Source organism: Actinoplanes sp. HUAS TT8 (assembly GCF_051380535.1).
GTDB lineage: Bacteria > Actinomycetota > Actinomycetes > Mycobacteriales > Micromonosporaceae > Actinoplanes.
Genome location: NZ_CP195646.1, coordinates 11453522 through 11476510, shown reverse-complemented (window position 1 = coordinate 11476510; position 22989 = coordinate 11453522). Strand labels below are relative to the sequence as shown.

23 protein-coding genes are annotated in these 22989 nt (G+C 69.7%); 1 reads left to right on the top strand and 22 read right to left on the bottom strand.

Annotated elements, in window-relative coordinates; all coding sequences use genetic code 11:
• Positions 1–43: 43 nt before the first annotated feature.
• From metK to pyrR, 13 genes are all read right to left on the bottom strand, one after another.
• Positions 44–1234 (bottom strand): methionine adenosyltransferase, encoded by a 1191-nt coding sequence (gene metK, locus ACSHV8_RS51265; protein WP_436527915.1) that lies wholly within the window; start codon positions 1232–1234, stop codon positions 44–46.
• Between the two features lie 42 nt (positions 1235–1276).
• Positions 1277–2494, bottom strand: a complete 1218-nt coding sequence (coaBC, locus tag ACSHV8_RS51260) for a bifunctional phosphopantothenoylcysteine decarboxylase/phosphopantothenate--cysteine ligase CoaBC (protein ID WP_436527913.1) — start codon at positions 2492–2494, stop codon at positions 1277–1279.
• 112 nt (positions 2495–2606) lie between these two features.
• Positions 2607–2870 (bottom strand): DNA-directed RNA polymerase subunit omega, encoded by a 264-nt coding sequence (gene rpoZ / locus ACSHV8_RS51255; protein ID WP_067705078.1) that lies wholly within the window; start codon positions 2868–2870, stop codon positions 2607–2609.
• A 3-nt stretch (positions 2871–2873) separates the two neighbouring features.
• Entirely contained in the window at positions 2874–3473 is a 600-nt protein-coding gene (gmk, locus tag ACSHV8_RS51250; protein WP_436527912.1) for a guanylate kinase, read from the bottom strand.
• A 32-nt stretch (positions 3474–3505) separates the two neighbouring features.
• Complete coding sequence (gene mihF / locus ACSHV8_RS51245; RefSeq protein ID WP_067705076.1) at positions 3506–3823, bottom strand: integration host factor, actinobacterial type; 318 nt, start codon at positions 3821–3823, stop codon at positions 3506–3508.
• A gap of 174 nt (positions 3824–3997) precedes the next feature.
• Positions 3998–4828 (bottom strand): orotidine-5'-phosphate decarboxylase, encoded by an 831-nt coding sequence (gene pyrF, locus ACSHV8_RS51240; RefSeq protein WP_436527910.1) that lies wholly within the window; start codon positions 4826–4828, stop codon positions 3998–4000.
• A gap of 20 nt (positions 4829–4848) precedes the next feature.
• A complete protein-coding gene (locus ACSHV8_RS51235) occupies positions 4849–6123 on the bottom strand; it encodes an adenosylmethionine--8-amino-7-oxononanoate transaminase (RefSeq protein WP_436527908.1) in 1275 nt (424 codons plus the stop codon).
• Positions 6120–7148 (bottom strand): quinone-dependent dihydroorotate dehydrogenase, encoded by a 1029-nt coding sequence (locus ACSHV8_RS51230; RefSeq protein ID WP_436527907.1) that lies wholly within the window; start codon positions 7146–7148, stop codon positions 6120–6122. Before ACSHV8_RS51230 ends, ACSHV8_RS51235 begins: the two co-directional genes overlap by 4 nt.
• Entirely contained in the window at positions 7145–10459 is a 3315-nt protein-coding gene (gene carB / locus ACSHV8_RS51225; protein WP_436527905.1) for a carbamoyl-phosphate synthase large subunit, read from the bottom strand. The genes ACSHV8_RS51230 and carB overlap by 4 nt, the downstream gene beginning before the upstream one ends.
• Before the next feature lie 6 nt (positions 10460–10465).
• Positions 10466–11572, bottom strand: a complete 1107-nt coding sequence (gene carA / locus ACSHV8_RS51220) for a glutamine-hydrolyzing carbamoyl-phosphate synthase small subunit (protein ID WP_436527903.1) — start codon at positions 11570–11572, stop codon at positions 10466–10468.
• Positions 11569–12837, bottom strand: coding sequence for a dihydroorotase (locus ACSHV8_RS51215; protein WP_436527901.1), 1269 nt, complete (start codon positions 12835–12837; stop codon positions 11569–11571). The genes carA and ACSHV8_RS51215 overlap by 4 nt, the downstream gene beginning before the upstream one ends.
• Complete coding sequence (locus ACSHV8_RS51210; RefSeq protein ID WP_436527899.1) at positions 12834–13754, bottom strand: aspartate carbamoyltransferase catalytic subunit; 921 nt, start codon at positions 13752–13754, stop codon at positions 12834–12836. Before ACSHV8_RS51210 ends, ACSHV8_RS51215 begins: the two co-directional genes overlap by 4 nt.
• The gene (gene pyrR, locus ACSHV8_RS51205; RefSeq protein ID WP_436527897.1) at positions 13751–14335 is read right to left on the bottom strand and encodes a bifunctional pyr operon transcriptional regulator/uracil phosphoribosyltransferase PyrR; all 585 of its coding nucleotides are present in this window, start codon (positions 14333–14335) and stop codon (positions 13751–13753) included. The genes ACSHV8_RS51210 and pyrR overlap by 4 nt, the downstream gene beginning before the upstream one ends.
• A gap of 279 nt (positions 14336–14614) precedes the next feature.
• Between pyrR and bldD the strand changes: the two genes are divergently transcribed.
• Positions 14615–15103 (top strand): transcriptional regulator BldD, encoded by a 489-nt coding sequence (bldD, locus tag ACSHV8_RS51200; RefSeq protein ID WP_014446326.1) that lies wholly within the window; start codon positions 14615–14617, stop codon positions 15101–15103.
• A gap of 397 nt (positions 15104–15500) precedes the next feature.
• Here bldD and nusB read toward each other — a convergent pair whose 3' ends face one another.
• The 9 genes from nusB to mltG all read right to left on the bottom strand — a co-directional run bounded on the left by nusB (position 15501) and on the right by mltG (position 22978).
• The gene (gene nusB, locus ACSHV8_RS51195; protein ID WP_436527896.1) at positions 15501–15935 is read right to left on the bottom strand and encodes a transcription antitermination factor NusB; all 435 of its coding nucleotides are present in this window, start codon (positions 15933–15935) and stop codon (positions 15501–15503) included.
• Positions 15935–16492 (bottom strand): elongation factor P, encoded by a 558-nt coding sequence (efp, locus tag ACSHV8_RS51190; protein ID WP_436527894.1) that lies wholly within the window; start codon positions 16490–16492, stop codon positions 15935–15937. The genes nusB and efp overlap by 1 nt, the downstream gene beginning before the upstream one ends.
• A 75-nt stretch (positions 16493–16567) precedes the next feature.
• Positions 16568–16987, bottom strand: a complete 420-nt coding sequence (aroQ, locus tag ACSHV8_RS51185; RefSeq protein WP_436527892.1) for a type II 3-dehydroquinate dehydratase — start codon at positions 16985–16987, stop codon at positions 16568–16570.
• The gene (aroB, locus tag ACSHV8_RS51180; RefSeq protein ID WP_436527890.1) at positions 16984–18048 is read right to left on the bottom strand and encodes a 3-dehydroquinate synthase; all 1065 of its coding nucleotides are present in this window, start codon (positions 18046–18048) and stop codon (positions 16984–16986) included. Before aroB ends, aroQ begins: the two co-directional genes overlap by 4 nt.
• 401 nt (positions 18049–18449) lie before the next feature.
• Positions 18450–18953 (bottom strand): shikimate kinase, encoded by a 504-nt coding sequence (locus ACSHV8_RS51175; RefSeq protein ID WP_436527888.1) that lies wholly within the window; start codon positions 18951–18953, stop codon positions 18450–18452.
• Positions 18953–20131, bottom strand: coding sequence for a chorismate synthase (gene aroC, locus ACSHV8_RS51170; protein ID WP_436527886.1), 1179 nt, complete (start codon positions 20129–20131; stop codon positions 18953–18955). The genes ACSHV8_RS51175 and aroC overlap by 1 nt, the downstream gene beginning before the upstream one ends.
• Positions 20132–20401: 270 nt before the next feature.
• Positions 20402–21274, bottom strand: coding sequence for a shikimate dehydrogenase (locus ACSHV8_RS51165; protein ID WP_436527884.1), 873 nt, complete (start codon positions 21272–21274; stop codon positions 20402–20404).
• 94 nt (positions 21275–21368) lie between these two features.
• Complete coding sequence (locus tag ACSHV8_RS51160) at positions 21369–21713, bottom strand: hypothetical protein (RefSeq protein WP_436527883.1); 345 nt, start codon at positions 21711–21713, stop codon at positions 21369–21371.
• Between the two features lie 74 nt (positions 21714–21787).
• Positions 21788–22978, bottom strand: coding sequence for an endolytic transglycosylase MltG (gene mltG, locus ACSHV8_RS51155; RefSeq protein WP_436527882.1), 1191 nt, complete (start codon positions 22976–22978; stop codon positions 21788–21790).
• Positions 22979–22989: the final 11 nt, after the last annotated feature.

Below are 22989 nucleotides of genomic sequence, written 5' to 3'. Positions count from 1 at the left end.
GAACGGCGCCCGTTGCGGGGCGCCGTTCCGGAGGAAAAAGCCGTCAGGAAGCGGCGTTCTTCAGATCCTGGGCGCGCTCGGTGCTCTCCCACTTGAGGTCGGGCAGCTCGCGGCCGAAGTGACCGTACGCAGCGGTCTGCTGGTAGATCGGGCGCAGCAGGTCCAGGTCGCGGATGATCGCGGCCGGGCGCAGGTCGAAGACCTCCTTGATGGCCTTCTCGATCCGCTCGACCGGCACGTTCTCGGTGCCGAAGGTCTCGACGAACAGGCTGACCGGGTGGGCCTTGCCGATCGCGTAGGCGACCTGGGTCTCGCACCGCTCGGCCAGACCGGCGGCGACGACGTTCTTGGCGACCCAGCGCATCGCGTACGCCGCGGAACGGTCGACCTTCGACGGGTCCTTGCCGGAGAACGCGCCACCACCGTGACGGGCGTACCCGCCGTACGTGTCGACGATGATCTTCCGGCCGGTCAGGCCGGCGTCACCCATCGGGCCACCGATCTCGAAGCGACCGGTCGGGTTGACCAGCAGCCGGTAACCGTCGGTGTCCAGGCCCAGGCCCTCCAGCTCGGGGCTGATCACGTGGTCCCGCACGTCCGGGGTGAGCAGCGACTCCAGGGAGATGTCGGCCGCGTGCTGGGAGGAGACGACCACCGTGTCCAGACGCACCGGGCGCAGACCGTCGTACTCGATCGTGACCTGGGTCTTGCCGTCCGGGCGCAGGTACGGAATCGTGCCGTCCTTGCGCGCCGCCGACAGCCGGCGGGCCAGCCGGTGCGCCAGCGCGATCGGCAGCGGCATCAGCTCCGGGGTCTCGGAGCAGGCGAAACCGAACATCATGCCCTGGTCGCCGGCACCCTGCTGGTCCAGAACGTGCTCGGAGTCACCCTCGCGCAGCTCGATCGCGCTGTCCACGCCCTGCGCGATGTCCGGCGACTGCGAGCCGATGGACACGCTCACGCCGCAGGAAGCGCCGTCGAAGCCCTTCTTCGACGAGTCGTAACCGATCCGCAGGATGGTGTCGCGCACGATGCTGGGGATGTCGGCGTAGGCCTGGGTGGTGACCTCGCCCGCTACGTGCACCTGGCCGGTGGTGATCAGGGTCTCGACCGCGACACGGCTGCGCGGGTCCTGCGCGAGCAGGGCATCGAGAATCCCGTCGCTGATCTGGTCAGCGATCTTGTCCGGGTGGCCTTCCGTGACCGACTCGGAAGTGAACAGGCGGCGTGCCACGGTGCTCCTCAGTTGTCGAAAACAGGTAACGGCGAAGTGTAATCAGAGCGGTTGACCGTCGCCGACCTGGGTTTCCAGCCGGTCCACGACGTGGTCCAAGATCCTACCCGCCACATCGTCTTTGGAGAGTTCGGCGAGGGCCTCGGTGAGGCCGTCCGCGCCCAGCACAGTGACCGTGTTCCGGTCCTGGCCGAAGACGCGATCGACGCCGACTTCGTTGACGATGATGAGGTCTGCCCGCTTTCGGGCCATTTTCACCCGGGCGTGTTCGATCGCGTCGTGCGTCTCCGCGGCGAACGCGACGAGCAACTGGCCGGGACGTTTGGCGGCGCCCAGTTCGGCGGCGATGTCCGGGTTCGTGACCAGGGTGATCGGCGCCGGCGTACCGTCGTCGGTCTTCTTGATCTTCTGGTCGGCGACCGTCGCCGGGCGGAAGTCGGCCGGTGCGGCGGCCATCACCACGACGTCGGCCGAGGCGAACGCCTCGACGGTGGCCTTGCGCAGTTCCTCGGTGGTGCCCACGCGGATCAGATCGGCACCGGCCGGGTCGGGCAGCGTCACATTGGCCGAGACGAGCGTCACCCGGGCGCCCCGGGCCAGCGCGGCGCGGGCCAGCGCATAACCCTGTTTTCCGGACGATCGGTTCCCGAGGAAGCGCACCGGGTCGAGCGGTTCGCGCGTCCCGCCGGCGGTCACGACCACGTGCCGCCCCTGAAGATCTTTTTCAAGACCATTCCTGAGTACGCCCATCGCGTACTCGAAAATCGCCGAAGGCTCCGGGAGCCGGCCCTTGCCGGTGTCCTGACCGGTCAGCCGCCCGACCGCGGGCTCGATGACGATCGCGCCGCGCGAACGCAGGGTCGCGACGTTGGCCCGGGTCGCCGGGTTCTCCCACATCTCGGTGTGCATCGCCGGGGCGTAGACGACCGGGCACGTGGCGGTCAGCAGCGTGTTGGTGAGCAGGTCGTCGGCGATGCCGTGGGCGGCCTTGGCCAGGATGTCGGCGGTGGCCGGGGCGACCACGACGAGCTCGGCGGCGCGGCCGATCCGGACGTGCGGCACCTCGTGCGCGTCGTCCCAGACCTCGGTGGCGACCGGGCGGCCGGAGAGCGCGGCCCAGGTCGGCGCGCCGACGAACTTGAGCGCCGAGGCGGTCGGCACCACGCGGACCCCGTGCCCGGACTCGGTGAACAGCCGCAGCAGCTCACAGGCCTTGTACGCGGCGATCCCGCCACAGACGCCGAGCACGACTTCAGTCACGTCACGACTCCAGGTTCACGAGACCGGCCGGGTTCCCGCGGGCCCGGGTGGATACGCGGAGTGCCCCCGGTTCGCGTCGTCCGCGAACAGAGGGCACCGGAAACATGCGGTCCTACGGGTGGTCGGTCGGCTCGGCGGTCAGCAGGCCGGCGTTGATCTCGCGCATCGCGATGGAGAGCGGCTTCTCCTGCGGCGTGGTCTCGACCAGCGGCCCCACGTACTCCAGCAGGCCCTCACCGAGCTGGCTGTAGTAGGCGTTGACCTGGCGGGCGCGCTTGGCCGCGAAGATCACCAGCGAGTACTTCGACGAGGTCTTGTCGAGCAGCTCGTCGATCGGCGGGTTGGTGATGCCTTCGGGGTTCGCGACAGTTCCCACTTTTCAGAATTCCTTAATGCTAGCTGGCGCTAAGAATGACGAACCGAGCAAGCCTACCAGCTCATCGGCCGCCCGCTCGACGAAGTCGTTCACCACGGTGTAATCGAACTCCGACTCGGCGGCCAACTCCTCGTCGGCGTGGGCGAGGCGGCGACGGATCGTCTCCTCGTCGTCGGTGCCCCGGCCGATGAGCCGCCGCTGCAGCTCCTCCTTGCTCGGTGGCGCGAGGAAGACCAGTTGGGCGTCGGGCGTGGTGGCCCGCACCTGACGCGCTCCCTGCAGGTCGATCTTCAACAAAACGGGCCGGCCCTGTTGGAGCCAGCCCTCGACCTGCGCGCGGGGCGTCCCGTAGAGGTTGCCCGCGAATTCCGCCCACTCCAGCAGCTGTCCGCCATCGATCAGCCGTTGGAACTCGGACCGGGTTACGAAGTGATAGTGCTCGCCGTCGGTCTCGTAGTCGCGTTTCTTGCGTGTCGTGACCGACACCGACAACCGGATCCAAGGCGAGCGCGCCCGGATCAGCTCGATCACGCTGTCCTTCCCGACCCCACTGGGGCCGGAAAGGACGGTGAGGCGTGCTGCCGGGCGCGCGTCGTCATCCATGCTCACGGCTCATTCCTACACGAGCCGATGAGTCAGTTCGCAGCGAACTCCCCCAGGAGGGCCTTACGCTGCTGGTCGCCGAGACCCCGGAGCCGGCGGCTCTCGGCGATCTTCAGCTTCTCCATGATCTGGGTCGCACGGATCTTGCCGATGCCCGGCAGCGCCTGAAGCACGGCCGAGACCTTCAGCTTGCCGACGACCTCGTCGCCCTCCGCGCGGTCGAGCACGGCGGCGAGGGTGGTCTTGCCGGACTTGAGCTGTTCCTTCAGCTCAGCCCGAGCCTTGCGAACTTCCGCGGCCTTCTCCAGCGCGGCAGCGCGCTGCTCGGGGCTCAGTGACGGGAGCGGCACCAGTTCTCCTCAGGTCCCTATCGCGGCGGCAGGTCAATACCGCCGCTTCTGTGAAACGTGGTGTGCCAGGGAACCAAAGGGGCATGTGGTTCCCGGCGCCGGGAAAACTAGCGGTCATCGGCGCGTTCGGCAACGTGGGGGTACCCCGGTGCCCGGCCCGTTACGCAGGCGCTTTCACCCGAGCGCGGCTCGGCAGTCGTCCAGAACGCGGTCCGCGGCGGCCCGCAGACCGGCGATCTCCGGCCCTTCCGAAAGAACTTCGCGTGAGTAGGACGGCAACACGTTGTGCAGGCTGTCACCGAAGACGGAACGCAGGTCATCGGGCGTCCCGCCCTGCGCTCCGAGGCCCGGAGCGAGCAGCGGGCCGTTGACGCCGGCGAGGTCGTGGCCGGTCCTCCCGATCGTCGCGCCGACCACCAGCCCGAAACTTCCGAGAGGGCTCACACCCGCGTTGAGCTGGGAAATCTCGTCGATCACGGTCTGCGCGACGGTCCTCCCACCAGGGCCGACGGCGTGCTGGACGGAAGCGCCTTCCGGATTCGAAGTCAGCGCGAGAACGAAAATTCCGGCCCCGGTTTCGGTCGCGAGATCGAAGGCCGGCCGCAACGAGCCGACGCCGAGATAGGGACTCACAGTAATCGCGTCGGCGCGGAGAGTACTCGCCGGATCGAGATACGCAGACGCGTACGCGGCCATCGTCGAGCCGATGTCGCCACGCTTCACATCGAGAAGGACGAGAGCGCCGGCTTCGCGAGACTGTCGGATAGTTGACTCAAGAATCGCGACGCCACGTGACCCAAATCTCTCAAAAAACGCGGACTGCGGCTTCAGAACAGCCACCCGATCGGCCAGCGCCTCGACCACCGTACGGGCGAAGCGTTCCAGGCCGGCGACATCGTCGGTAAGGCCCCACCGGGCGAGCAGACCCGCGTGCGGATCGATGCCGACACACAGCGGTCCCCGTTGATCGATTGCCGCGTGCAGCCGTTCGCCGAACGTTTCCATCGCGCAAATACCCCTTCGTGTCAGCTAGCCGCCACCGCGGCGGCGATTCCCGCGGTAATGCGGGCCACGTCCGTCTCGTCGGTCACATAGGGCGGCATGGTGTAGATCAGGTCCCGGAACGGGCGCAGCCAGACGCCCCGGGCCACCGCGGCCGCCGTCGCCCGCGGCACATCGACGTCGCGGTCGAGCTGGACGACGCCGATGGCGCCCAGGACACGGACATCGGCGACGCCCGGAACCTCGCGAAGTGGCTCCAGACCGTCTTTAAGACCGATTTCGATCATCCGTACGCGATCCGCCCACCCGCCGTCGGAAAGCAGCCCGAGGGACGCGTTGGCCACCGCGCAGGCCAGCGGATTGCCCATGAACGTCGGCCCGTGCATCAGGCCGCCGCCCTCCCCGGCCGAGATCGCGCCCGCCACCTCGGCCGTGCACAGCGTCGCCGCCAGGGTCAGGTACCCCCCGGTGAGCGCCTTGCCCAGGCACAGGATGTCCGGGCTCACGCCGGCGTGCTCGGCCGCGAAGAAGCGGCCGGTCCGGCCGAACCCGGTGGCGATCTCGTCGAAGATCAGGAAGATCCCGTGCTCGGCGGTGACCTCGCGCAGGATCCTCAGGTACTCCGGATCGTGGAAGCGCATCCCGCCGGCGCCCTGCACCACGGGCTCGACGATCACGGCGGCAAGATCGGCCTCGTTCTCCGCGATCATCCTTCGCAGTGTTTCGGCGTAGGAGGGGTCGAAGTCGACCGGCGGCGGGCCGGCGAAGACCTGCGCGGGCAGCACCCCGGTCCAGAGCGCGTGCATCCCGCCCTCCGGGTCGCAGACGCTCATCGGGTGGAACGTGTCGCCGTGATACCCGCCGCGCCAGGTCGCCAGCTTCTGCCGCCCGGGGCGGCCGAGCGCCCGCTGGGCCTGCAGCGCCATCTTGATCGCGACCTCGACCCCGATCGAGCCGGAGTCGCACAGGAAGACGTGCTCCAGGCTGGCCGGGGTGAGGTCGACGAGCGTCGTGGCCAGGGTGATGGCCGGCTCGTGGGTGAGCCCGCCGAACATCACGTGGCTCATCCGGCCGGCCTGGTCGGCCAGCGCCGCGTCCAGCACCGGGTGGCGGTAGCCGTGCACCGCCGCCCACCAGGACGACATCCCGTCGACCAGCTCACGCCCGTCGGCCAGGCGCAGCCGGACCCCGGCCGCGCTCTCGACCAGGTAGGGGTCGCTGCGGCCGGGCATCGGACCGTACGGGTGCCAGACGTGCGCCCGGTCGAGCGCCAGCAGCTCGCGCCCGGCCGGGGTCATCGCGCCGCGTGCGTCCGGGCCGGCCGGGCGCCCTGCGCGACCGCCCGGACCAGGTCCGGCCCCTTGTAGATGAACCCGGAGTAGAGCTGCACCAGGGTCGCGCCGGCGTCCAGCAGCCGGGAGGCGTCGTCGGCCGACATGACCCCGCCCACCCCGATGATCGGCAGCCGCCCGCCGGTCTCGCCGTGCACGAACCTGACCACGGCGCGGGCCCGCTCGGTCAGCGGCTTGCCCGAGAGCCCACCGGCCTCGACGGCCAGGTGCTGGTCGCCGGGGGCAAGACCGTCGCGGGCGAGCGTGGTGTTGGTGGCGATCAGGCCGGCCGCGCCGTGCTCCAGGCAGACCTCGAGAAGCTCGGCGATGGCCGGTTCGGTCAGGTCCGGCGCGATCTTCACCAGCACCGGCACGTCCCCGTTGAGCGCCTTGAGCAGCGTCGTCAGGAAGTCGCGGTCCTGCAGGCTGCGCAGGCCGGGCGTGTTCGGCGAGGAGACGTTGATCGCGATGTAGTCGGCGTACGGGTGCAGCAGCCGGTACGACTCCAGGTAGTCCTCGACCGCCTCGTCGAGCGGGGTGACCTTGGACTTGCCCAGCGAGATGCCGAGCGGCACCCCGATCGGCCCCAACTCCTCCAGGCGGGCGGCCAGGGCGGCCGCGCCGGCGTTGTTGAAGCCCATCCGGTTGATGATCGCCTCGCTCTCGCGCAGGCGGAACAGCCGTGGCTTGTCGTTGCCCGGCTGCGGCTTGGCGGTGACCGTGCCGACCTCGACGAAACCGAACCCGAGGGCCGGCCACGCCGGCAGCGCCAGGCCGTTCTTGTCCATCCCGGCGGCCAGGCCGACCCGGTTGGGGAACCGGATGCCGAACGCGTCGACCGGGGCCGAGAACGCGTACCGGCGGCGCATCACCTCGCGGGCGGCCGGGGGCATCGAGGCGAGCCGGTCGAGCGTCCACTCGTGCGCGGACTCGGCGTCACCGCCGCCCAGCCGGAACAGGACCGGCCGGACGGCGCTGCGGAAGAGGTTCATGCCAGATCGTCCCGGAGCATCTTGTGCAGATCCTGCAGCGGACGGACAGCCATGTCGCCGCGCATCAGGGCCTCGATGCCCATCACCGCGGCGGCCGCGCCGGGCACCGTGGTGATGCACGGGATGTCGGCGGTGACCGCGGCGCTGCGGATCTCGTACCCGTCCTGGCGGGCGCTGGCGCCGGAGCCCGAAGGGGTGTTGATGATCAGGGCGATCTCGCCGGCCAGGATCAGCTCGACGGCGTTCTTGCCCGGGCTCTCGTAGTGCTTGGGGACGACCTCGCAGTCCACGCCGTACCGGCTGAGCACCTCGCCGGTGCCGGCCGTGGTGACGATCGTGAAGCCCAGGTCGGCCAGCCGCTTGACCGGGAAGATCATCGACCGCTTGTCCCGGTTCGACACCGAGACGAAGATCTTGCCGCTGGTCGGCAGCGACCCGTACGCCGCGGCCTGCGACTTGGCGAACGCCTGGCCGAACCCGGTGTCGATGCCCATCACCTCGCCGGTCGACTTCATCTCGGGGCTGAGCAGGCTGTCCACGTTGTTGCCGGCCAGGGTGCGGAACCGCTTGAACGGCAGCACCGCCTCCTTGATCGCGATCGGGGCACCGGCCGGGACCGAACCGCCGTCCCGGTCGGCGATCAGCACGCCCTCGGCCCGCAGCTCGGCGATGGTGGCGCCGAGCATGATCCGCGCGGCCGCCTTGGCCAGCTGCACGCCGGTCGCCTTGGAGACGAACGGGACGGTCCGCGACGCCCGGGGGTTGGCCTCCAGCACGTAGAGGGCCTCGTCCTTGAGCGCGTACTGCACGTTCATCAGGCCGCGCACGCCGATGCCCCTGGCCAGGGACTCGGTGTAGCGGCGCACCTCGGCCAGGTGCGAGGCGGCCAGGGTGATCGGGGGCAGCGAACAGGCCGAGTCACCGGAGTGGATGCCGGCCTCCTCGATGTGCTCCATCACGCCGCCGATGTAGACCTCGCCGGTGGCGTCGCAGAGCGCGTCCACGTCGATCTCGACGGCGTCGTCCAGGAACCGGTCGACCAGCACCGGGTGGTCCGGGGAGATCTCGGTGGCCCGCTCGATGTAGCCCTTCAGGGTGGGCTCGTCGTAGACGATCTCCATGCCCCGGCCGCCGAGCACGTACGACGGGCGGACCAGCACCGGGTAGCCGATCGTGTCGGCGATCGCCTTGGCCTCGTCGAACGAGGTGGCGGTGCCGTGCTCGGGCGAGCGCAGGTCGTTCTCGGCCAGCAGCGCGCCGAACAGCCCGCGGTCCTCGGCCAGGTCGATCGACTCGGGTGAGGTGCCGACGATCGGGACGCCGGCCGCCTTGAGCCGGTTGGCCAGGCCGAGCGGGGTCTGGCCGCCGAGCTGGACGATCACGCCGATCACGCCCGGTCCACCGGCCGCCTTGCCCGAGCTGTCCTCGGCGTGGAACACCTCGAGGACGTCCTCGAAGGTGAGCGGTTCGAAGTAGAGCCGGTCGGCGGTGTCGTAGTCGGTCGAGACCGTCTCCGGGTTGCAGTTGACCATCACGGTCTCGAAGTCGACACCCCGCAGCGCCTGGACGGCGTGGACGCAGGAGTAGTCGAACTCGATGCCCTGCCCGATCCGGTTCGGTCCGGAGCCCAGGATCAGCACCTTCGGCCGATCGCTGGGGGCGACCTCGGTCTCCTCGTCGTAGGACGAGTAGTGGTACGGCGTGTTGGCCGCGAACTCGGCCGCGCAGGTGTCCACGGTCTTGTAGACCGGGCGGATCGCCAGGCGGTGCCGCAGCGCTCGCACGCCGTCCTCGCCCGCGAGTTCCGGCCGCAGCGCGGCCAGCTGCAGGTCGGAGAGCCCGGAGCGCTTGGCCTTGCGCAGCAGTTCCTCGTCCAGGACCGGCGCGGCCAGGATCTCGGTGCGCAGGTCGACCAGGGCCTGGATCTCGTCCAGGAACCACGGGTCGATCCGGCCGCTGGCCGCGTGCACCTGCTCGACCGTCGCGCCCAGCCGCAGCGCGGCCTCGACCGTGTAGAGGCGGCCGTCGTGCGGGATCCTCAGGGCTTCCAGGGCCTCGTCGACGTTCTCGAAGGTCGGCGCGGTCCAGAAACCGGCCGCCTTGGTCTCCATCGAGCGCATGGCCTTGTTCAGCGCCTCGGCGAAGTTGCGGCCCAGGCTCATCGCCTCGCCGACCGACTTCATCGTGGTGGTGAGTTCCTTGTCCGCGCCCGGGAACTTCTCGAACGCGAACCGCGGGATCTTGACGACCACGTAGTCCAGCGCGGGCTCGAACGCGGCCGGCGTCTTCAGCGTGATGTCGTTCGGGATCTCGTCCAGGGTGTAGCCGATGGCCAGCTTCGCGGCGATCTTGGCGATCGGGAAGCCGGTGGCCTTGGACGCGAGCGCCGAGGAGCGGGAGACCCGCGGGTTCATCTCGATCACGATCATCCGGCCGTCGTCCGGGTTGATCGCGAACTGGATGTTGCAGCCGCCGGTGTCCACGCCGACCTCGCGGAGCACCGCGATGCCGAGGTCGCGCAGCTTCTGGTACTCCCGGTCGGTCAGCGTCATGGCCGGGGCCACGGTCACGCTGTCGCCGGTGTGCACGCCCATCGGGTCGACGTTCTCGATCGAGCAGACGACCACGACGTTGTCGTGCTTGTCGCGCATCAGTTCGAGCTCGTACTCCTTCCAGCCGAGCACGCTCTCCTCGATGAGGACCTCGGTCACCGGGGACGCGGCCAGGCCGGCGCCGGCGATCAGGGCCAGGTCCTCCTCGGTGTGGGCCATGCCCGAGCCGAGGCCACCCATGGTGAACGACGGGCGGATGACGACCGGCAGGCCGATCTCGGCGACGGTCGCGCGGACCTCGTCCATCGAGTGGCAGACCCGCGAGCGCGGGGTCTCGCCGCCGGCCTTGGCGACGACCTCCTTGAAGAGCTGCCGGTCCTCACCCTTGCGGATGGCCTCGACGTTGGCGCCGATCAGCTCGACGCCGTACTTCTCCAGGACGCCGTTCTCGTGCAGCGCGATCGCCGTGTTGAGCGCGGTCTGGCCGCCCAGGGTGGGCAGGATCGCGTCCGGCCGCTCCTTGGCGATGACCAGCTCGACGAACTCCGGGGTGATCGGCTCTACGTAGGTGGCGTCGGCGAACTCCGGGTCGGTCATGATCGTGGCCGGGTTGGAGTTGACCAGCGAGACGCGCAGCCCCTCGGCCCGCAGCACCCGGCACGCCTGGGTGCCCGAGTAGTCGAACTCGCAGGCCTGGCCGATGACGATCGGGCCGGACCCGATCACCATGACGTGCTTGAGATCCTCACGCTTCGGCATCTGGCCTCAGCCCTTCTTCTCGACGAGCTCGACGAACCTGTCGAACAGGTAGTCGGCGTCGTGCGGGCCGGCAGCGGCCTCGGGGTGGTACTGGACGGTGAAGGCGGGCACCTCGATGCCGCGCAGCCCTTCGACCACGTTGTCGTTGAGGCAGACGTGCGAGACCTCGACGCCGCCGAACTCGGTGTCGACCACCTTGTCCAGCGGGGCGTTGACCGCGAAGCCATGGTTGTGGCTGGTCACCTCGACCTTGCCGGTGGTCTTGTCGAGCACCGGCTGGTTGATGCCGCGGTGGCCGTACCCGAGCTTGTAGGTGCCGAAGCCGAGCGCCCGCCCGAGGATCTGACTGCCGAAGCAGATCCCGAAGAGTGGGACCTGGCGGCGCATGACCTCCTGCGCGAGCGCGACCGGACCGTCGGCGGTGGCCGGGTCACCCGGGCCGGGCGAGAAGAACACCGCGTCCGGGCCGACCGCCAGCAGGTCCTCGATCGAGGAGGAGGCCGGGAAGACGTGCGTGGTCACGCCGCGGGCGGCCAGCCGGCGGGAGACGTTGCGCTTGATGCCCAGGTCCAGCGCGGCGACCGTGTACCGGTGCTCGTCCTCGGCCTCGACGGTGTACCGCGCACCGGTGGTGACCTGCGCCGAGAGGTCGGCGCCGAGCATCTGCGGCTGGGCCTTGACCCGCTCCTGGAGAGCCTTCGGGTCGAGGTCGAGCGAGGAGATGCCGACCCGCATGGCGCCGCGTTCGCGCAGGTGGCGGGTGAGGGCGCGGGTGTCGATGCCGCTGATGCCGACGATGCCCTCGGCGGCCAGGCGCTCGCCCAGGTCACCCTTGGCCCGCCAGTTGGACGGGCGGCGGGCCGGGTCGCGGACCACGTAGCCGGAGACCCAGATCCGGTCCGACTCGTCGTCCTCGTCGTTGACGCCGGTGTTGCCGATCTGCGGCGCCGTCTGCACCACGACCTGCTTGTGGAAGCTGGGGTCGGTGAGGACTTCCTGGTAGCCGGTCATACCGGTGGTGAAGACCGCCTCGCCGAAGGTCTCCCCGACAGCGCCGTAGGCCGTGCCGGAGAAGCTCCGCCCGTCCTCCAGCACCAGAATCGCCTTGGTCACTTGACTGCCTTCCCGTCGAGCACTGTTGCTTCGCCCCGCAGGAAGGTCGCGACGATGCGACCGGGCAGGGTCAGACCCGCGTACGGCGTGTTCCGGCTGCGGCTGGCCAGCCCGGCCGGATCCACGACCCAGGTGGTCTTGGGATCCACCAGCGTGAGGTTGGCCGGGGTGCCGGCCTTCGTGAGGTCGCCGCCGTGGCCGGCCAGTCCCGCGATGCGGGCGGGCGCGATCGACATCCGGTCGGCGATCAGGTCCCAATTCTCACCGAAGACGCTGAGCACGACGGGGAGCGCGGTCTCCAGGCCGAGCATGCCGGGGCGGGCGTACGACCACTCGCACTCCTTGTCCTGCACGGCGTGCGGGGCGTGGTCGGTGGCGACGACGTCGATCACCCCGTCCAGCAGCGCCTGGCGCAGGGCTTCGACATCTTTCGCCGTACGCAATGGGGGGTTGACCTTGAAGACCGGGTCGTAACCGCCGGCCAACTCGTCGGTCAGCAGGAGGTGGTGCGGGGTGACCTCGGCCGTCACGCGGACGCCGCGGGCCTTGGCCTGGCGCAGCACCTCGACCGAACCGGCGGTGGAGACGTGGCAGACGTGCAGTCGGCTGCCGACGTGCTCGGCCAGCAGCACGTCCCGCGCGATGATCGCCTCCTCGGCGACCGCGGGCCAGCCGGTCAGCCCGAGCCGGGTGCTGACCTCGCCCTCGTGCATCTGCGCGCCCTCGGTGAGCCGCGGCTCCTCGGCGTGCTGGGCGATGACGCCGTCGAACGCCTTCACGTACTCCAGGGCGCGGCGCATCAGCTTCGGGTCGGCGACGCAGAAGCCGTCGTCGGAGAAGATCCGCACGGTGGCGGCCGAGGTGGCCATCGCGCCGAGCTCGGCCATCTGCTTGCCGGCCAGGCCGACCGTGACCGCGCCGATCGGCTGGACGTCGACCAGGCCGGCCTCGCGGCCCAGGCGCCAGACCTGCTCGACCACACCGGCGGTGTCGGCGACGGGCGACGTGTTGGCCATCGCGCAGACCGCGGTGTAACCGCCCAGGGCGGCGGCGCGCGAGCCGGTCTCGACCGTCTCGGCGTCCTCCCGGCCGGGCTCGCGCAGGTGGGTGTGCACGTCGACCAGGCCGGGCAGGGCGACCAGCCCCGTACCGTCGATGATCTCGGCGCCCTTGACCGGTTTGTCGGAGATGACGCCATCAGCGATGAAAAGATCGGTCGGCGCGGCGCCGAGAATCGAGACGCCCTTGATCAGGTACGCCATCACTTGCCTCCCAGGAGCAGGTAGAGGACGGCCATCCGGACGCTGACGCCGTTGGCGACCTGTTCGACGATCGTGGAGCGGGGCGAGTCGGCCACCTCGGGCGCGATCTCCATCCCGCGGTTCATCGGGCCGGGGTGCATGACGATCGCGTGCTCGGGCAGCCTCTTGAGCCGCGGCACGTCGAGCCCGTAGCGGCGGCTGTACTCGCGCGCGGACGGGAAGTACGAGTCCTGCATCCGCTCGGTCTGCACGCGGAGCATCATCACCACGTCGCTGTCCGGCAGAACGCTGTCCAGGTCGTAGGTGACCTGGGTCTTCTCGGAGAGGGCAGCCGCCACGTCCAGGGGAATCAGAGTGGGCGGGCCGACCACGGTGACCTGCGCGCCGAGCGTGGTCAGGAGCAGCACGTTCGAGCGGGCCACTCGGCTGTGCAGCACGTCGCCGACGATGGCCACCTTGAGGCCGTCGAGACGACCAAGGCGAGAACGCATCGTGTACGCGTCCAGGAGCGCTTGCGTCGGGTGCTCGTGGGTGCCGTCGCCGGCGTTGACCACCGAACCCTCGACCCAGTTGGCCAGCCGGTGCGGGGCCCCGGAGGCCGAGTGCCGGATCACCACGGCGTCGGCGCCCATCGCCTGCAGGGTGAGCGCGGTGTCCTTCAGGCTCTCACCCTTTGAGACGCTGGAGCCTTTGGCGGAAAAATTGATCACGTCGGCCGAGAGGCGCTTGGCCGCTGCCTCGAAGGAGATCCGGGTGCGGGTCGAGTCCTCGTAGAAGAGGTTGACCACGGTGCGGCCGCGCAGCGCGGGCAGCTTCTTGACCTCGCGGCCGGAGAGGGCGGCCATCTCGGCCGCGGTGTCCAGAATCAGCGTCGCGGTCTCGGCGTCCAGATCCGCGGCGGAACGCAGGTGCTTGATCACTGCAGGCCCCCGATCAGTCGTACCTCGTCGGCGCCGTCGACCTCGGTGACGGCGACCTTGACGCTCTCGCTGAGCGCGGTGGGGATGTTCTTGCCGACGTAGTCGGCGCGGATCGGCAACTGGCGGTGACCGCGGTCGACCAGGACCGCGAGCTGCACCGAACTGGGCCGGCCGAGATCCTTCAGCGCGTCCAGCGCGGCCCGCACCGAGCGGCCGGAGAAGAGCACGTCGTCGACCAGGATCACCCGCAGGCCGTCGATCCCGCCCGGCGGCAGTTCGGTCCGGCCGAGCGCGCGGGTGGCCTTGAGCCGCAGGTCGTCGCGGTAGAGGGTGATGTCGAGGGACCCGACCGGGACCTCCACGCCCTCGAAGGCGTGGATGCGGGCGGCCAGCCGGTGCGCGAGGGGGACACCCCGGGTGGGGATGCCGAGCAGCACGGTGCCGGTGGCGCCGGAGGTCTTCTCGAGGATCTGATGGGCGATGCGGTCGACGACCCGGGACAGGTCGGACCCCGCCAGAATGATCTTGCTGGGCGCGTCTGCGCGTGGCTGCGCCACGGCGGACCTCCTTCCCCGCCTCACTGGACGGGTCGTTAAAGGACGTCTGAACGGGCCGTCACCGGCCCGTTGGCTGACGCTACGTTACCAGTGGATGAAGCGGTGACCAGGGTGACCTGCCCAACCCACGGACAAACCCGACAAACCCAGCAACTAGGGATACAGCCGGTAACTTTGGTGCGGCCCGCACGACTCATCGGTAACCAACACTTGACCGGCGCTCGCAAACTCCGTACCGTCACGCAGCGTAGCGATCCGTGAGGAAGAACCCTCCGGGCCGAGCACAGTACTGGGAGTGTCCGAATGCCGTCTGAGTACGCGAAGTCGCTGGGCGCTCGCCTGCGCTCCATTCGCCAGCAGCAGGGCCTGTCCCTGCAGGGCGTCGAAGAGAAGTCCAACGGTCGATGGAAGGCCGTCGTGGTCGGCTCGTACGAGCGCGGCGACCGTGCGGTCACCGTGAGCCGTCTGGCCGAACTGGCCGACTTCTACCGTGTCCCCGTCTCCGAGCTGCTGCCCGATGGCAGTGGCATCCGCCTCGAGGCGACCAACAAGATCGTCCTGGACCTCGAGAAGCTGTACGACACCACCGGTGAGGACCTCGCCTACGTGGCGCGGTACGCCCGGGCAATTCAGCAGCAGCGTGGCGACTACAACGGCCGGGTGCTCTCGATCCGCGCCGACGACCTGCGGGCCCTCGCCATCGTGTACGACATCTCACCGTCCGGCTTGATCGAGCGTTTGACCGAGCAGGGCGTGCTGGTGGCCGACCCCCGGGCGTTCTTCGCCAGCTGATCTCGGCCGCACCACCGGCTGAGAACCGCACCGCAGAAAGAAGAGCCCGCGTCGGCCCCCCAAGATCGACGCGGGCTTATTTCATGCCCGGAACCCGGCACCACCCCGTTGAGCCGCAGCCCGCCGGTGAGTCCACCCGGCGCCCTGGCCGGCATCGCACGAGACTTCCCGGCGCCACCCCCGGCCGCGCGAGACCTCCCGGCCCCGCCTTCAGCCGCGTGAGACATTCAGCCCCGCCGCACACCCGGCCGGCCGCCACTGCGCGCGACGAGTGAACGCGCGGCTCACCACGTACCAAATCGGATTTTTCATCTTTTGAAACCCGAAACGGCCCGGACCGAGGCGGTCCAGGCCGTTTTGCGCGTTTGTTGCTTTTTATCGCGTAGCGAAGCGCCCCTCAGCGGGTCGCGAACGCGGCGATCCGGTCCAGCAGACCGTTGAGGAAGCGCGGGCTGTCGTCGGTCGACATCTCCTTGGCCAGCTCCACCGCCTCGGTGATCGCCACCGGATCGTCCACCTCGGGCTCGAACAGCAGCTCGTAGACGGCGATCCGGGCCAGGTTGCGATCGACCGCGGGCATGCGGTCGATCGTCCAGCCCTCGGCGTAACTGGCGATCAGCTCGTCGATCCGGTCCAGGTGCTTGGCGACGCCCTCGATCAGAGTGACCGCATAAGCCAGGTGCTCGGGATGCGGCTTGGCGATCCGTTCGAGGTACGTGACAAGCACCTGGGTCGGCGGCAGATCGCGGAGGTCGGCCTCGAAAAGGACGTCCAGCGCCCGCTTGCGCGCCTTGCGACGCGCCAGCCGTTCCTTCTTGGGACCTTCAGCCATCAGCTGCGGCCGAGGTAGCGGCCGTCGCGGGTGTCGATCTTGACCTTCTCACCGGTGGTGATGAAGAGCGGAACCTGAACTGTGGCACCGGTCTCGACGGTCGCCGGCTTGGTACCGCCGGTCGAACGGTCGCCCTGCAGACCCGGCTCGGTGTAGGTGATCTCCAGGAACACGCTGGTCGGCAGCTCGATGTAGAGCGGCACACCCTCGTGCAGCGCGACCGTGGCCTCAGCCTCGGGCAACAGGTAGTTGGCGTTGTCACCGACGGTGGCGCCGGGGACGTGGATCTGCTCGTAGGTGTCCAGGTCCATGAAGACGTAGTCGTCCCCGTCCTGGTACAGGTACTGCATCGTGCGCTTGTCCACGGTCGCCGTCTCGACCTTGGTGCCCGCGTTGAAGGTCTTGTCGACGACCTTGCCGGACAGCACGTGCTTCAGCGTGGTCCGCACGAAGGCGGGACCCTTACCCGGCTTGACGTGCTGGAACTCAACGACGGACCACAGCTCCTTGTCGAGGTTGAGAACCAGGCCGTTCTTCAGGTCGTTGGTGGAAGCCATGTCCTGCCTTGATCTTGACGCGAATCGGTGACCGAACCACTTTACCGGCGAAGCCCTGGTGAGAGCGAATCGGGTCTACCGCGCGATATGTTCCAAAGCCAACCGGTAGCCGTCGAACCCGAGACCGGCGATCACACCGGTCGCCACGCCCGAGATCACCGAATGATGCCGGAACTCCTCACGGGTGTGGACGTTCGAGATGTGCACCTCGATCAGCTTGCCGCGGAGCATCGCGCAGGCATCCCGGACCGCGATGTTGTAGTGCGTCCACGCGCCCGGGTTCAGCACCACGTCGGCCCCCTCGTCGGCCGCGTCGTGCAGCCAGCCGATCAGCTCGTGCTCGGCGTTGGTCTGCCGCACCTCGACGTCGATCCCCAGGTCGTCGGCGGCCGTCCGGCAGATGTCGACCAGGTCCTGATAGGTCGCGCTGCCGTAGACGTCCGGCTCGCGGGTGCCCAGGCGATTCAGGTTCGGCCCGTTCAACACGTAGATCATCGGGCCACCGCCGCCCAGGCGCCGCGCAGCAGGTCGTCGCTCGGGCCGGCCAGAATGCCCGGCTTCGCCAGGCCGTCCAGAACCACGAACCGCAAGGTTGCGGCCCGCGTCTTCTTGTCGACGCGCATTCCGGCTTCCAGCTCGGTCCAGGCATTTTCGGCGTACGCCGTGGGAAGGTCCAGTTTCTCCAGGATCGTTCGGTGGCGCGCGGCGGTCTCGTCGTCCAGCCGCCCCGACAGACGCCCCAGCTCGGCCGCGAAAATCATGCCGACCGCGACCGCGTGCCCATGCTTCCACGTGTACTTCTCGCGGCGCTCGATCGCGTGCCCCAGCGTGTGCCCGTAGTTCAGGATCTCCCGCAGGCCGGACTCCTTCAGGTCCACCCCGACCACGTCGGCCTTCACCTGGATCTTCCGCTCGATCAGCTCCCGCAGCACGTCACTGCGCGGATCCAGGGCCGCCTCCGGGTTCTCCTCGACCAGCTCCAGGATCCGCGGATCGGCGATGAAACCGCCCTTGACCACCTCGGCCAGACCGGCCGCGATGTCGTCCCGCGGCAGAGTGTCCAAGGCGTCCAGATCACAGAGGACACCGGCCGGCGGGTGGAACGCGCCGACCAGATTCTTCCCGGCCGCGATGTTGACCGCGGTCTTGCCGCCGACCGCGGCGTCGACCATGCCGGCGACCGACGTGGAGACCGGGATCCAGCGCACACCCCGCAACCAGGCGGCGGCGACATAACCGGCGAGATCCGTGGTGGCGCCGCCACCGACACCGACCACGACATCCGTACGGGTGAAGCCGGCCGCGCCGAGCTCGTCCCAGCACCGGGCGGCGACCTCGACGGACTTGCCGCGCTCGGCGTCCGGCACCTCGATCGGGATCACCGTGCCGGCCCCGGTCGCCGCGGCCACCGCCTCGGCCCGCTCCCGCAACGTCGGCGGATGGATCACGGCCACCCGGGCCGCGCCGTCCAGCATCGCGGGCAGCTCATCATTCAGACCACGGCCGACGACCACGTCGTACGGACGGTCACCGTTCACCGGAATTCGCGTCACCACGCGCGTCACCCTATCCGCGTCCGGACCGTCCGGACGCGCCGCTCCGCCCGGTTCCGCCAGTTGGTCTCCCCACGGTGGCCGGCTGGCGCTCACGGCTCACCCGGCGCCGCCGAACCAGCCGTCAGCACCAGCCGAAAGCCCCCAGCCGGCGCTGACGGCTGTTCCCCGGCCGCGAACGAACCCTGAGCACCAGCCGACAAGCCGCAGCTGGCAGTCAGGGCTGTTCCCACGCCGCGGACGAACCGTGAGCGCCAGCTGACAAGCCTCAGCTGGCAGTCAGGGCTGTTCCCGGGCCGCGGACGAACCGTGAGCGCCAGCTGACAAGCCTCAGCTGGCAGTCAGGGCTGTTCCCGGGCCGCGGACGAACCGTGAGCGGCAGCTGGAGGCGGTGGGGTGGGGCTTCAGGGGGTTAGGAGGGCGGCTACCTCGGGGGCGATCTGTTCCGGGTCGCGGCCGTCGGTGATCACCGTGTGGGTGGCGACCTCCAGGTAGAGGGGGCGGCGCTGCTCCAGGAGGAACTTCAGGGTGGCCCGCGGGTTGATCGCCAGCAGCGGGCGGCCGGCGCCGAGGCCGACTCGTTTCAGGGCGTCGGACAGTTCGACCGAGAGGTAGACGACCGTGTGGTCGGCCAGGAGTTTGCGGGTGGTGTCGTCGAGGATGGCGCCGCCGCCCAGGGCCAGGACGCCGTCGAAGGACTCCAGGGTGGTGGCGACGACCTCGCGTTCCAGGGCGCGGAAGGCGGCTTCGCCCTCGTCGACGAAGATCTCCGGGATGGGCTTGCCGGCCCGGGCCTCGATGATCGTGTCGGTGTCGGCGAAGGGCAGGCCCAGCGCCTCGGCGACGGCGGCGCCGACGGTGGTCTTGCCGGCGCCCATCACCCCGACCAGGACAGCGGCCGGCGCCATCAGCGGATCACCAGGTTTTCCAGGTAGGACGTGAGGTTGCGGCGGATCTCGGGGACCGAGTCGCCGCCGAACTTCTCGGTGGCGGCCTCGGCCAGGACCAGGGCGACCATCGCTTCGGCGACGACCGCGCCGGCCGGGACGGCGCAGACGTCCGAGCGCTGGTTGATGGCGGTGGCGGGCTCGCCGGTGGTGATGTCGATGGTCTGCAGGGCCCGGTTCAGCGAGGAGATCGGCTTCAGCGCGGCACGGACCCGCAGCGGCTCACCGTTGGTGATGCCACCCTCCAGGCCGCCGGCCCGGTCGGTGACCCGGCGGACGCCGTCCGGGGTGGGGATGATCTCGTCGTGGGCGACCGAACCGCGGGAGCGGGCCTGGGTGAAACCGTCACCGATCTCGACACCCTTGACCGACTGGATCGACATCAGGGCGGTGGCCAGGCGGGCGTCGAGCTTGCGATCCCACTGCACGTGCGAACCCAGACCCGGGGGAACCTGGTAGGCCAGGACCTCGACGATGCCGCCGAGGGTGTCGGCGTCCCGCTTCGCGGCGTCGACCTCGGCGACCATCCGGGCGCTGGCCTCCGGGTCCAGGCAGCGCAGCGGGTCGGCGTCGATGCGGTCGAAGTCGTCCGGGGTGGGGATCAGGCCGGACTTCGCGGCGACCGAACCGAGCTCGATCACGTGCGAGACGATCTCGATGCCCAGCGCCTGACGGATCAGCTGCTTGGCGACGACACCGACGGCGACGCGGGCCGCGGTCTCGCGGGCGCTGGCGCGTTCCAGGATCGGGCGGGCGTCGGTGTGCCCGTACTTCTGCATGCCGGCCAGGTCGGCGTGACCGGGGCGCGGGCGGGTCAGCGGGGCGTTGCGGGACTGCTCGGCCAGCACGTCCGCGTCGACCGGGTCGGCCGACATGACCGTCTCCCACTTGGGCCACTCGGTGTTACCGACCCGGATCGCGACCGGGCTGCCCAGGGTGAGGCCGTGCCGGACACCGCCGATGAACTCGACCTCGTCCTGCTCGAACTTCATCCGGGCGCCGCGACCGTAACCCAGGCGGCGGCGCACGAGGTCACGGGTGATGTCCGCCCTCGTCACCTCCACGCCGGCGGGAACACCCTCCAGCAGCGCGACGAGAGCCGGGCCGTGCGATTCACCTGCGGTAAGCCAGCGCAACACGGTTCACAGTCTGGCACGGCGGCGAACACGGTCCGGCAGGTGGTACGTCCCATCCCGAGTTCCGGACACTCACGCCGATGCTTCGAGGGGTTGAGGCGGCTCGGAGAACCAGCGCGGGTTTTGTGGTTTGACCGCAACCGACCGACCACGTCGCCCTTGCGGGCTGAGCGTTCTGGGCGCGCCAGCGCCCTGCTCAGGTCGGAAGGGTCCCCGCGGGAGCGACGGTCTGTACCCCGGCGGAGATGGGCAATGAAGAATTTGATCTTCGGTTCAGGGGGTTCGGGTGCGGGCGGCCTCGTCTAGAGCGGCCCGCATCGCCTCCTCGGGCGCCTCGGCGACGCCGGTGAACTGCTCGAACTGACTGAGGGCCTGGGCCAGCAGCAGGTCGAGGCCGGAGACGACGGCGACCTGGGCGGCGGAGGCGGAAGCGGCCAGCGGGGTGGGCCACGGGTCGTAGATGGCGTCGAACAGGACCGTGCCGGAACGCCAGGTGACCAGGTCGGCGAGGTGGTCGGCGGCGCCCTTGGGGACGGTGGAGATCACCGCGTCGGCGTCGAAGGCGGCCGGGGCGTCGGACCAGGCGGCGCCCTCCAGCTTGAGGCCGAGCGCGCCGGCGACCGGTTCGAGCTCGGCGATCGCCTCGGGGCGGCGGGCGACCACGATGACGACCTCGGCGCCCAGTTCGGAAGCGGCGGCGAGCGCGGCGCGGGCGGTGCCACCGCCGCCGAGCACGGTGAACCGGGGCGGCGCCTCCTTGGCGGCGTGCCGGCCGGTGCTCGCGCCGACGCCCGCCTCCCGCAGCACGCGGACCATGCCGGGAATGTCGGTGTTGTCGGCGTGCCAGCCGCCGTCCGCGTGCCGGATCAGCGTGTTGGCCACGCCGGCGGCGATCGCGACCGGGGTGGCCGAGGTGGCCAGCTTGAGCGCGGCCTCCTTGAGCGGCATGGTGACCGACAGGCCGGCCCACTCCGGTCCGAGGCCGGCGACCAGGGCGGGCAGCTCGGACTCGGCGCACTCGATCGCGTCGTAGGTCCACCCGGTCAGGCCGGCGGCCTCGAAGCCGGCCCGGTGGATCACCGGGGAGAGCGAGTGGGCGATCGGCTTGCCGAGGACGGCCGCCCGTCGCGAACTGGTGGTCTGCACGGCGATCCCCGTCCTCGTCGTCGAAAGGTGGCCGCCGTAGTCTACGGAGTCCGCGCCCCGGGACGGTTCGACCCGCCCCGGCGCGCGACGGTGATCAGAGCTTGACCGAGCCCGAGCAGTTGCCGACGCCGGTGCGGCAGATCCGCACCGAGGAGCCGGACTGGGCGATGCCGGCCAGGATCTCCGTGCTGCTGCAGGCCGAGTCGCCGGTATACGACCAGCCGCTGCCGGTGTTGACCTGCCAGCGGGCGCAGTGGCCGTCGGTCAGCGGGTCGTGCGCGTAGAGCAGGTAGGTGCCGTTCTCGAAGTACTTGGTGCGCCCGGAGGCGCCGGTGGTCGACAGCGTCGCCGCGCTCGCCGGCAGGGAACCGGCGACGAGCGCGACCGCGGCGGACGCCGCGACGACGGAGGACCTCAACAGCCATTTCTGAGCACGCATCGTTTTACCTCCACTGTGGTCGGTGTTGACGCGCGCGTCAGGTTAATAGATCGCCGTCGTCGCCCGCGACCCCGTCAGCACAGCGGGATGCCGTTCTGGCAGGCCAGAAGCCGGTTCTTGTCGTGGTCGGCGCCGGTCTTGCCGTACGCCATGGTGCCCTTGGTGTCGATGCTGATGAAGTAGTAGTACGGGAAGTTGTTGGTCGGGCTCATCGCGCCCTTGAGCGCGGCCGTGCCGGGGTTCCCGATCGGGCCCGGCGGCAGACCGGGCTTGTCGTGCGTGTTGTACGGGTTCTTCGGGTTGTGCAGCTCGGCGTTGGTCAGGTGCTCGGACGCCTTGGTGCCCTTGCCGGTGATCCGCAGCCAGTAGTTGACCGTGCTGTCCAGGCCCAGGCAGTGGCAGTCGAAGTCGCCGTAGGCCCGGTTGTAGACGACCCGGGACACCTTGGGCATATCCACGTCCTTGAGCGCCTCGGCCTGCGCGATCGAGGCGACGATGAGCGCCTGGTACGGCGTGACTCCCCCGCGCGTCTTCTGCACCGTGGAGACGAACTCCATCGCGTCCATCTGCTTGTTGAAGTTCGCGATGATCGTCTTGAGGATGCCGGTCGCGTCGGCCTTGGGCGACAGCTCGTAGGTCGCCGGGAACAGGAAGCCCTCGATGTCGGTCTTGTCGGCCTTCTTGCCGTCGCTGCGGGTGAACCACGACGGGTCGATGCCGAGCCCGACCGGGTCCTTGGCCGCCTTGGTGAAATCGGCCACCGGGATCTTGGTGGCCTCGGACAGCTTCTGGAACGTCTGCTGGAAGGTCAGGCCCTCGGGCAGGGCGACCTTGGTGACCCAGCGGGCGTTCGGGTCGAGCAGCAGGTTGACCGCGTCGGCGGCCTTCATCTCGACCTTCAGCCGGTACCACCCGGCCTGGATGTTCTTGCTGCGGGTGTTGTCCTTGGCGGCGCTGACGAACGCGTCGACCGAGGCGACGACCTTCTGGTCGTAGAGCGTCGTGCCGATGTCGGTGGCCGACTGGCCGGTCTTCACCTCGACGATCGCCTCGGCCCCACCCGGGCCGGCGTAGTCGTCGTCGACGAAGAAGCCCTTCACCTTGCTGTACGCGTACCACCCGCCGCCGGCCAGCAGGCCGAGCAGGACGAGGGTGAGGAAGAACGCGATCGTGGAGCGTCCGCCGCGGCCCCGGTTCCGGTGCCGTGGTTCGCCCTCTTGCGCCAGCTGTTCTTCCTCCAGCACCGAATCCAGATCGTCGAGCATTACCGCCTCCG

Excerpts from the sequence above, each read along its gene's own strand:
- gmk (WP_436527912.1), bottom strand. The coding sequence starts at position 3,473 with ATGGATGACGACGCGCGCCCGGCAGCACGCCTCACCGTCCTTTCCGGC.
- pyrF (WP_436527910.1), bottom strand. The coding sequence starts at position 4,828 with ATGGAAACGTTCGGCGAACGGCTGCACGCGGCAATCGATCAACGGGGA.
- ACSHV8_RS51235 (WP_436527908.1), bottom strand. The coding sequence starts at position 6,123 with ATGACCCCGGCCGGGCGCGAGCTGCTGGCGCTCGACCGGGCGCACGTC.
- ACSHV8_RS51230 (WP_436527907.1), bottom strand. The coding sequence starts at position 7,148 with ATGAACCTCTTCCGCAGCGCCGTCCGGCCGGTCCTGTTCCGGCTGGGC.
- carB (WP_436527905.1), bottom strand. The coding sequence starts at position 10,459 with ATGCCGAAGCGTGAGGATCTCAAGCACGTCATGGTGATCGGGTCCGGC.
- bldD (WP_014446326.1), top strand. The coding sequence starts at position 14,615 with ATGCCGTCTGAGTACGCGAAGTCGCTGGGCGCTCGCCTGCGCTCCATT.
- nusB (WP_436527896.1), bottom strand. The coding sequence starts at position 15,935 with ATGGCTGAAGGTCCCAAGAAGGAACGGCTGGCGCGTCGCAAGGCGCGC.
- efp (WP_436527894.1), bottom strand. The coding sequence starts at position 16,492 with ATGGCTTCCACCAACGACCTGAAGAACGGCCTGGTTCTCAACCTCGAC.
- aroQ (WP_436527892.1), bottom strand. The coding sequence starts at position 16,987 with ATGATCTACGTGTTGAACGGGCCGAACCTGAATCGCCTGGGCACCCGC.
- ACSHV8_RS51175 (WP_436527888.1), bottom strand. The coding sequence starts at position 18,953 with ATGGCGCCGGCCGCTGTCCTGGTCGGGGTGATGGGCGCCGGCAAGACC.
- ACSHV8_RS51160 (WP_436527883.1), bottom strand. The coding sequence starts at position 21,713 with ATGCGTGCTCAGAAATGGCTGTTGAGGTCCTCCGTCGTCGCGGCGTCC.
- mltG (WP_436527882.1), bottom strand. The coding sequence starts at position 22,978 with ATGCTCGACGATCTGGATTCGGTGCTGGAGGAAGAACAGCTGGCGCAA.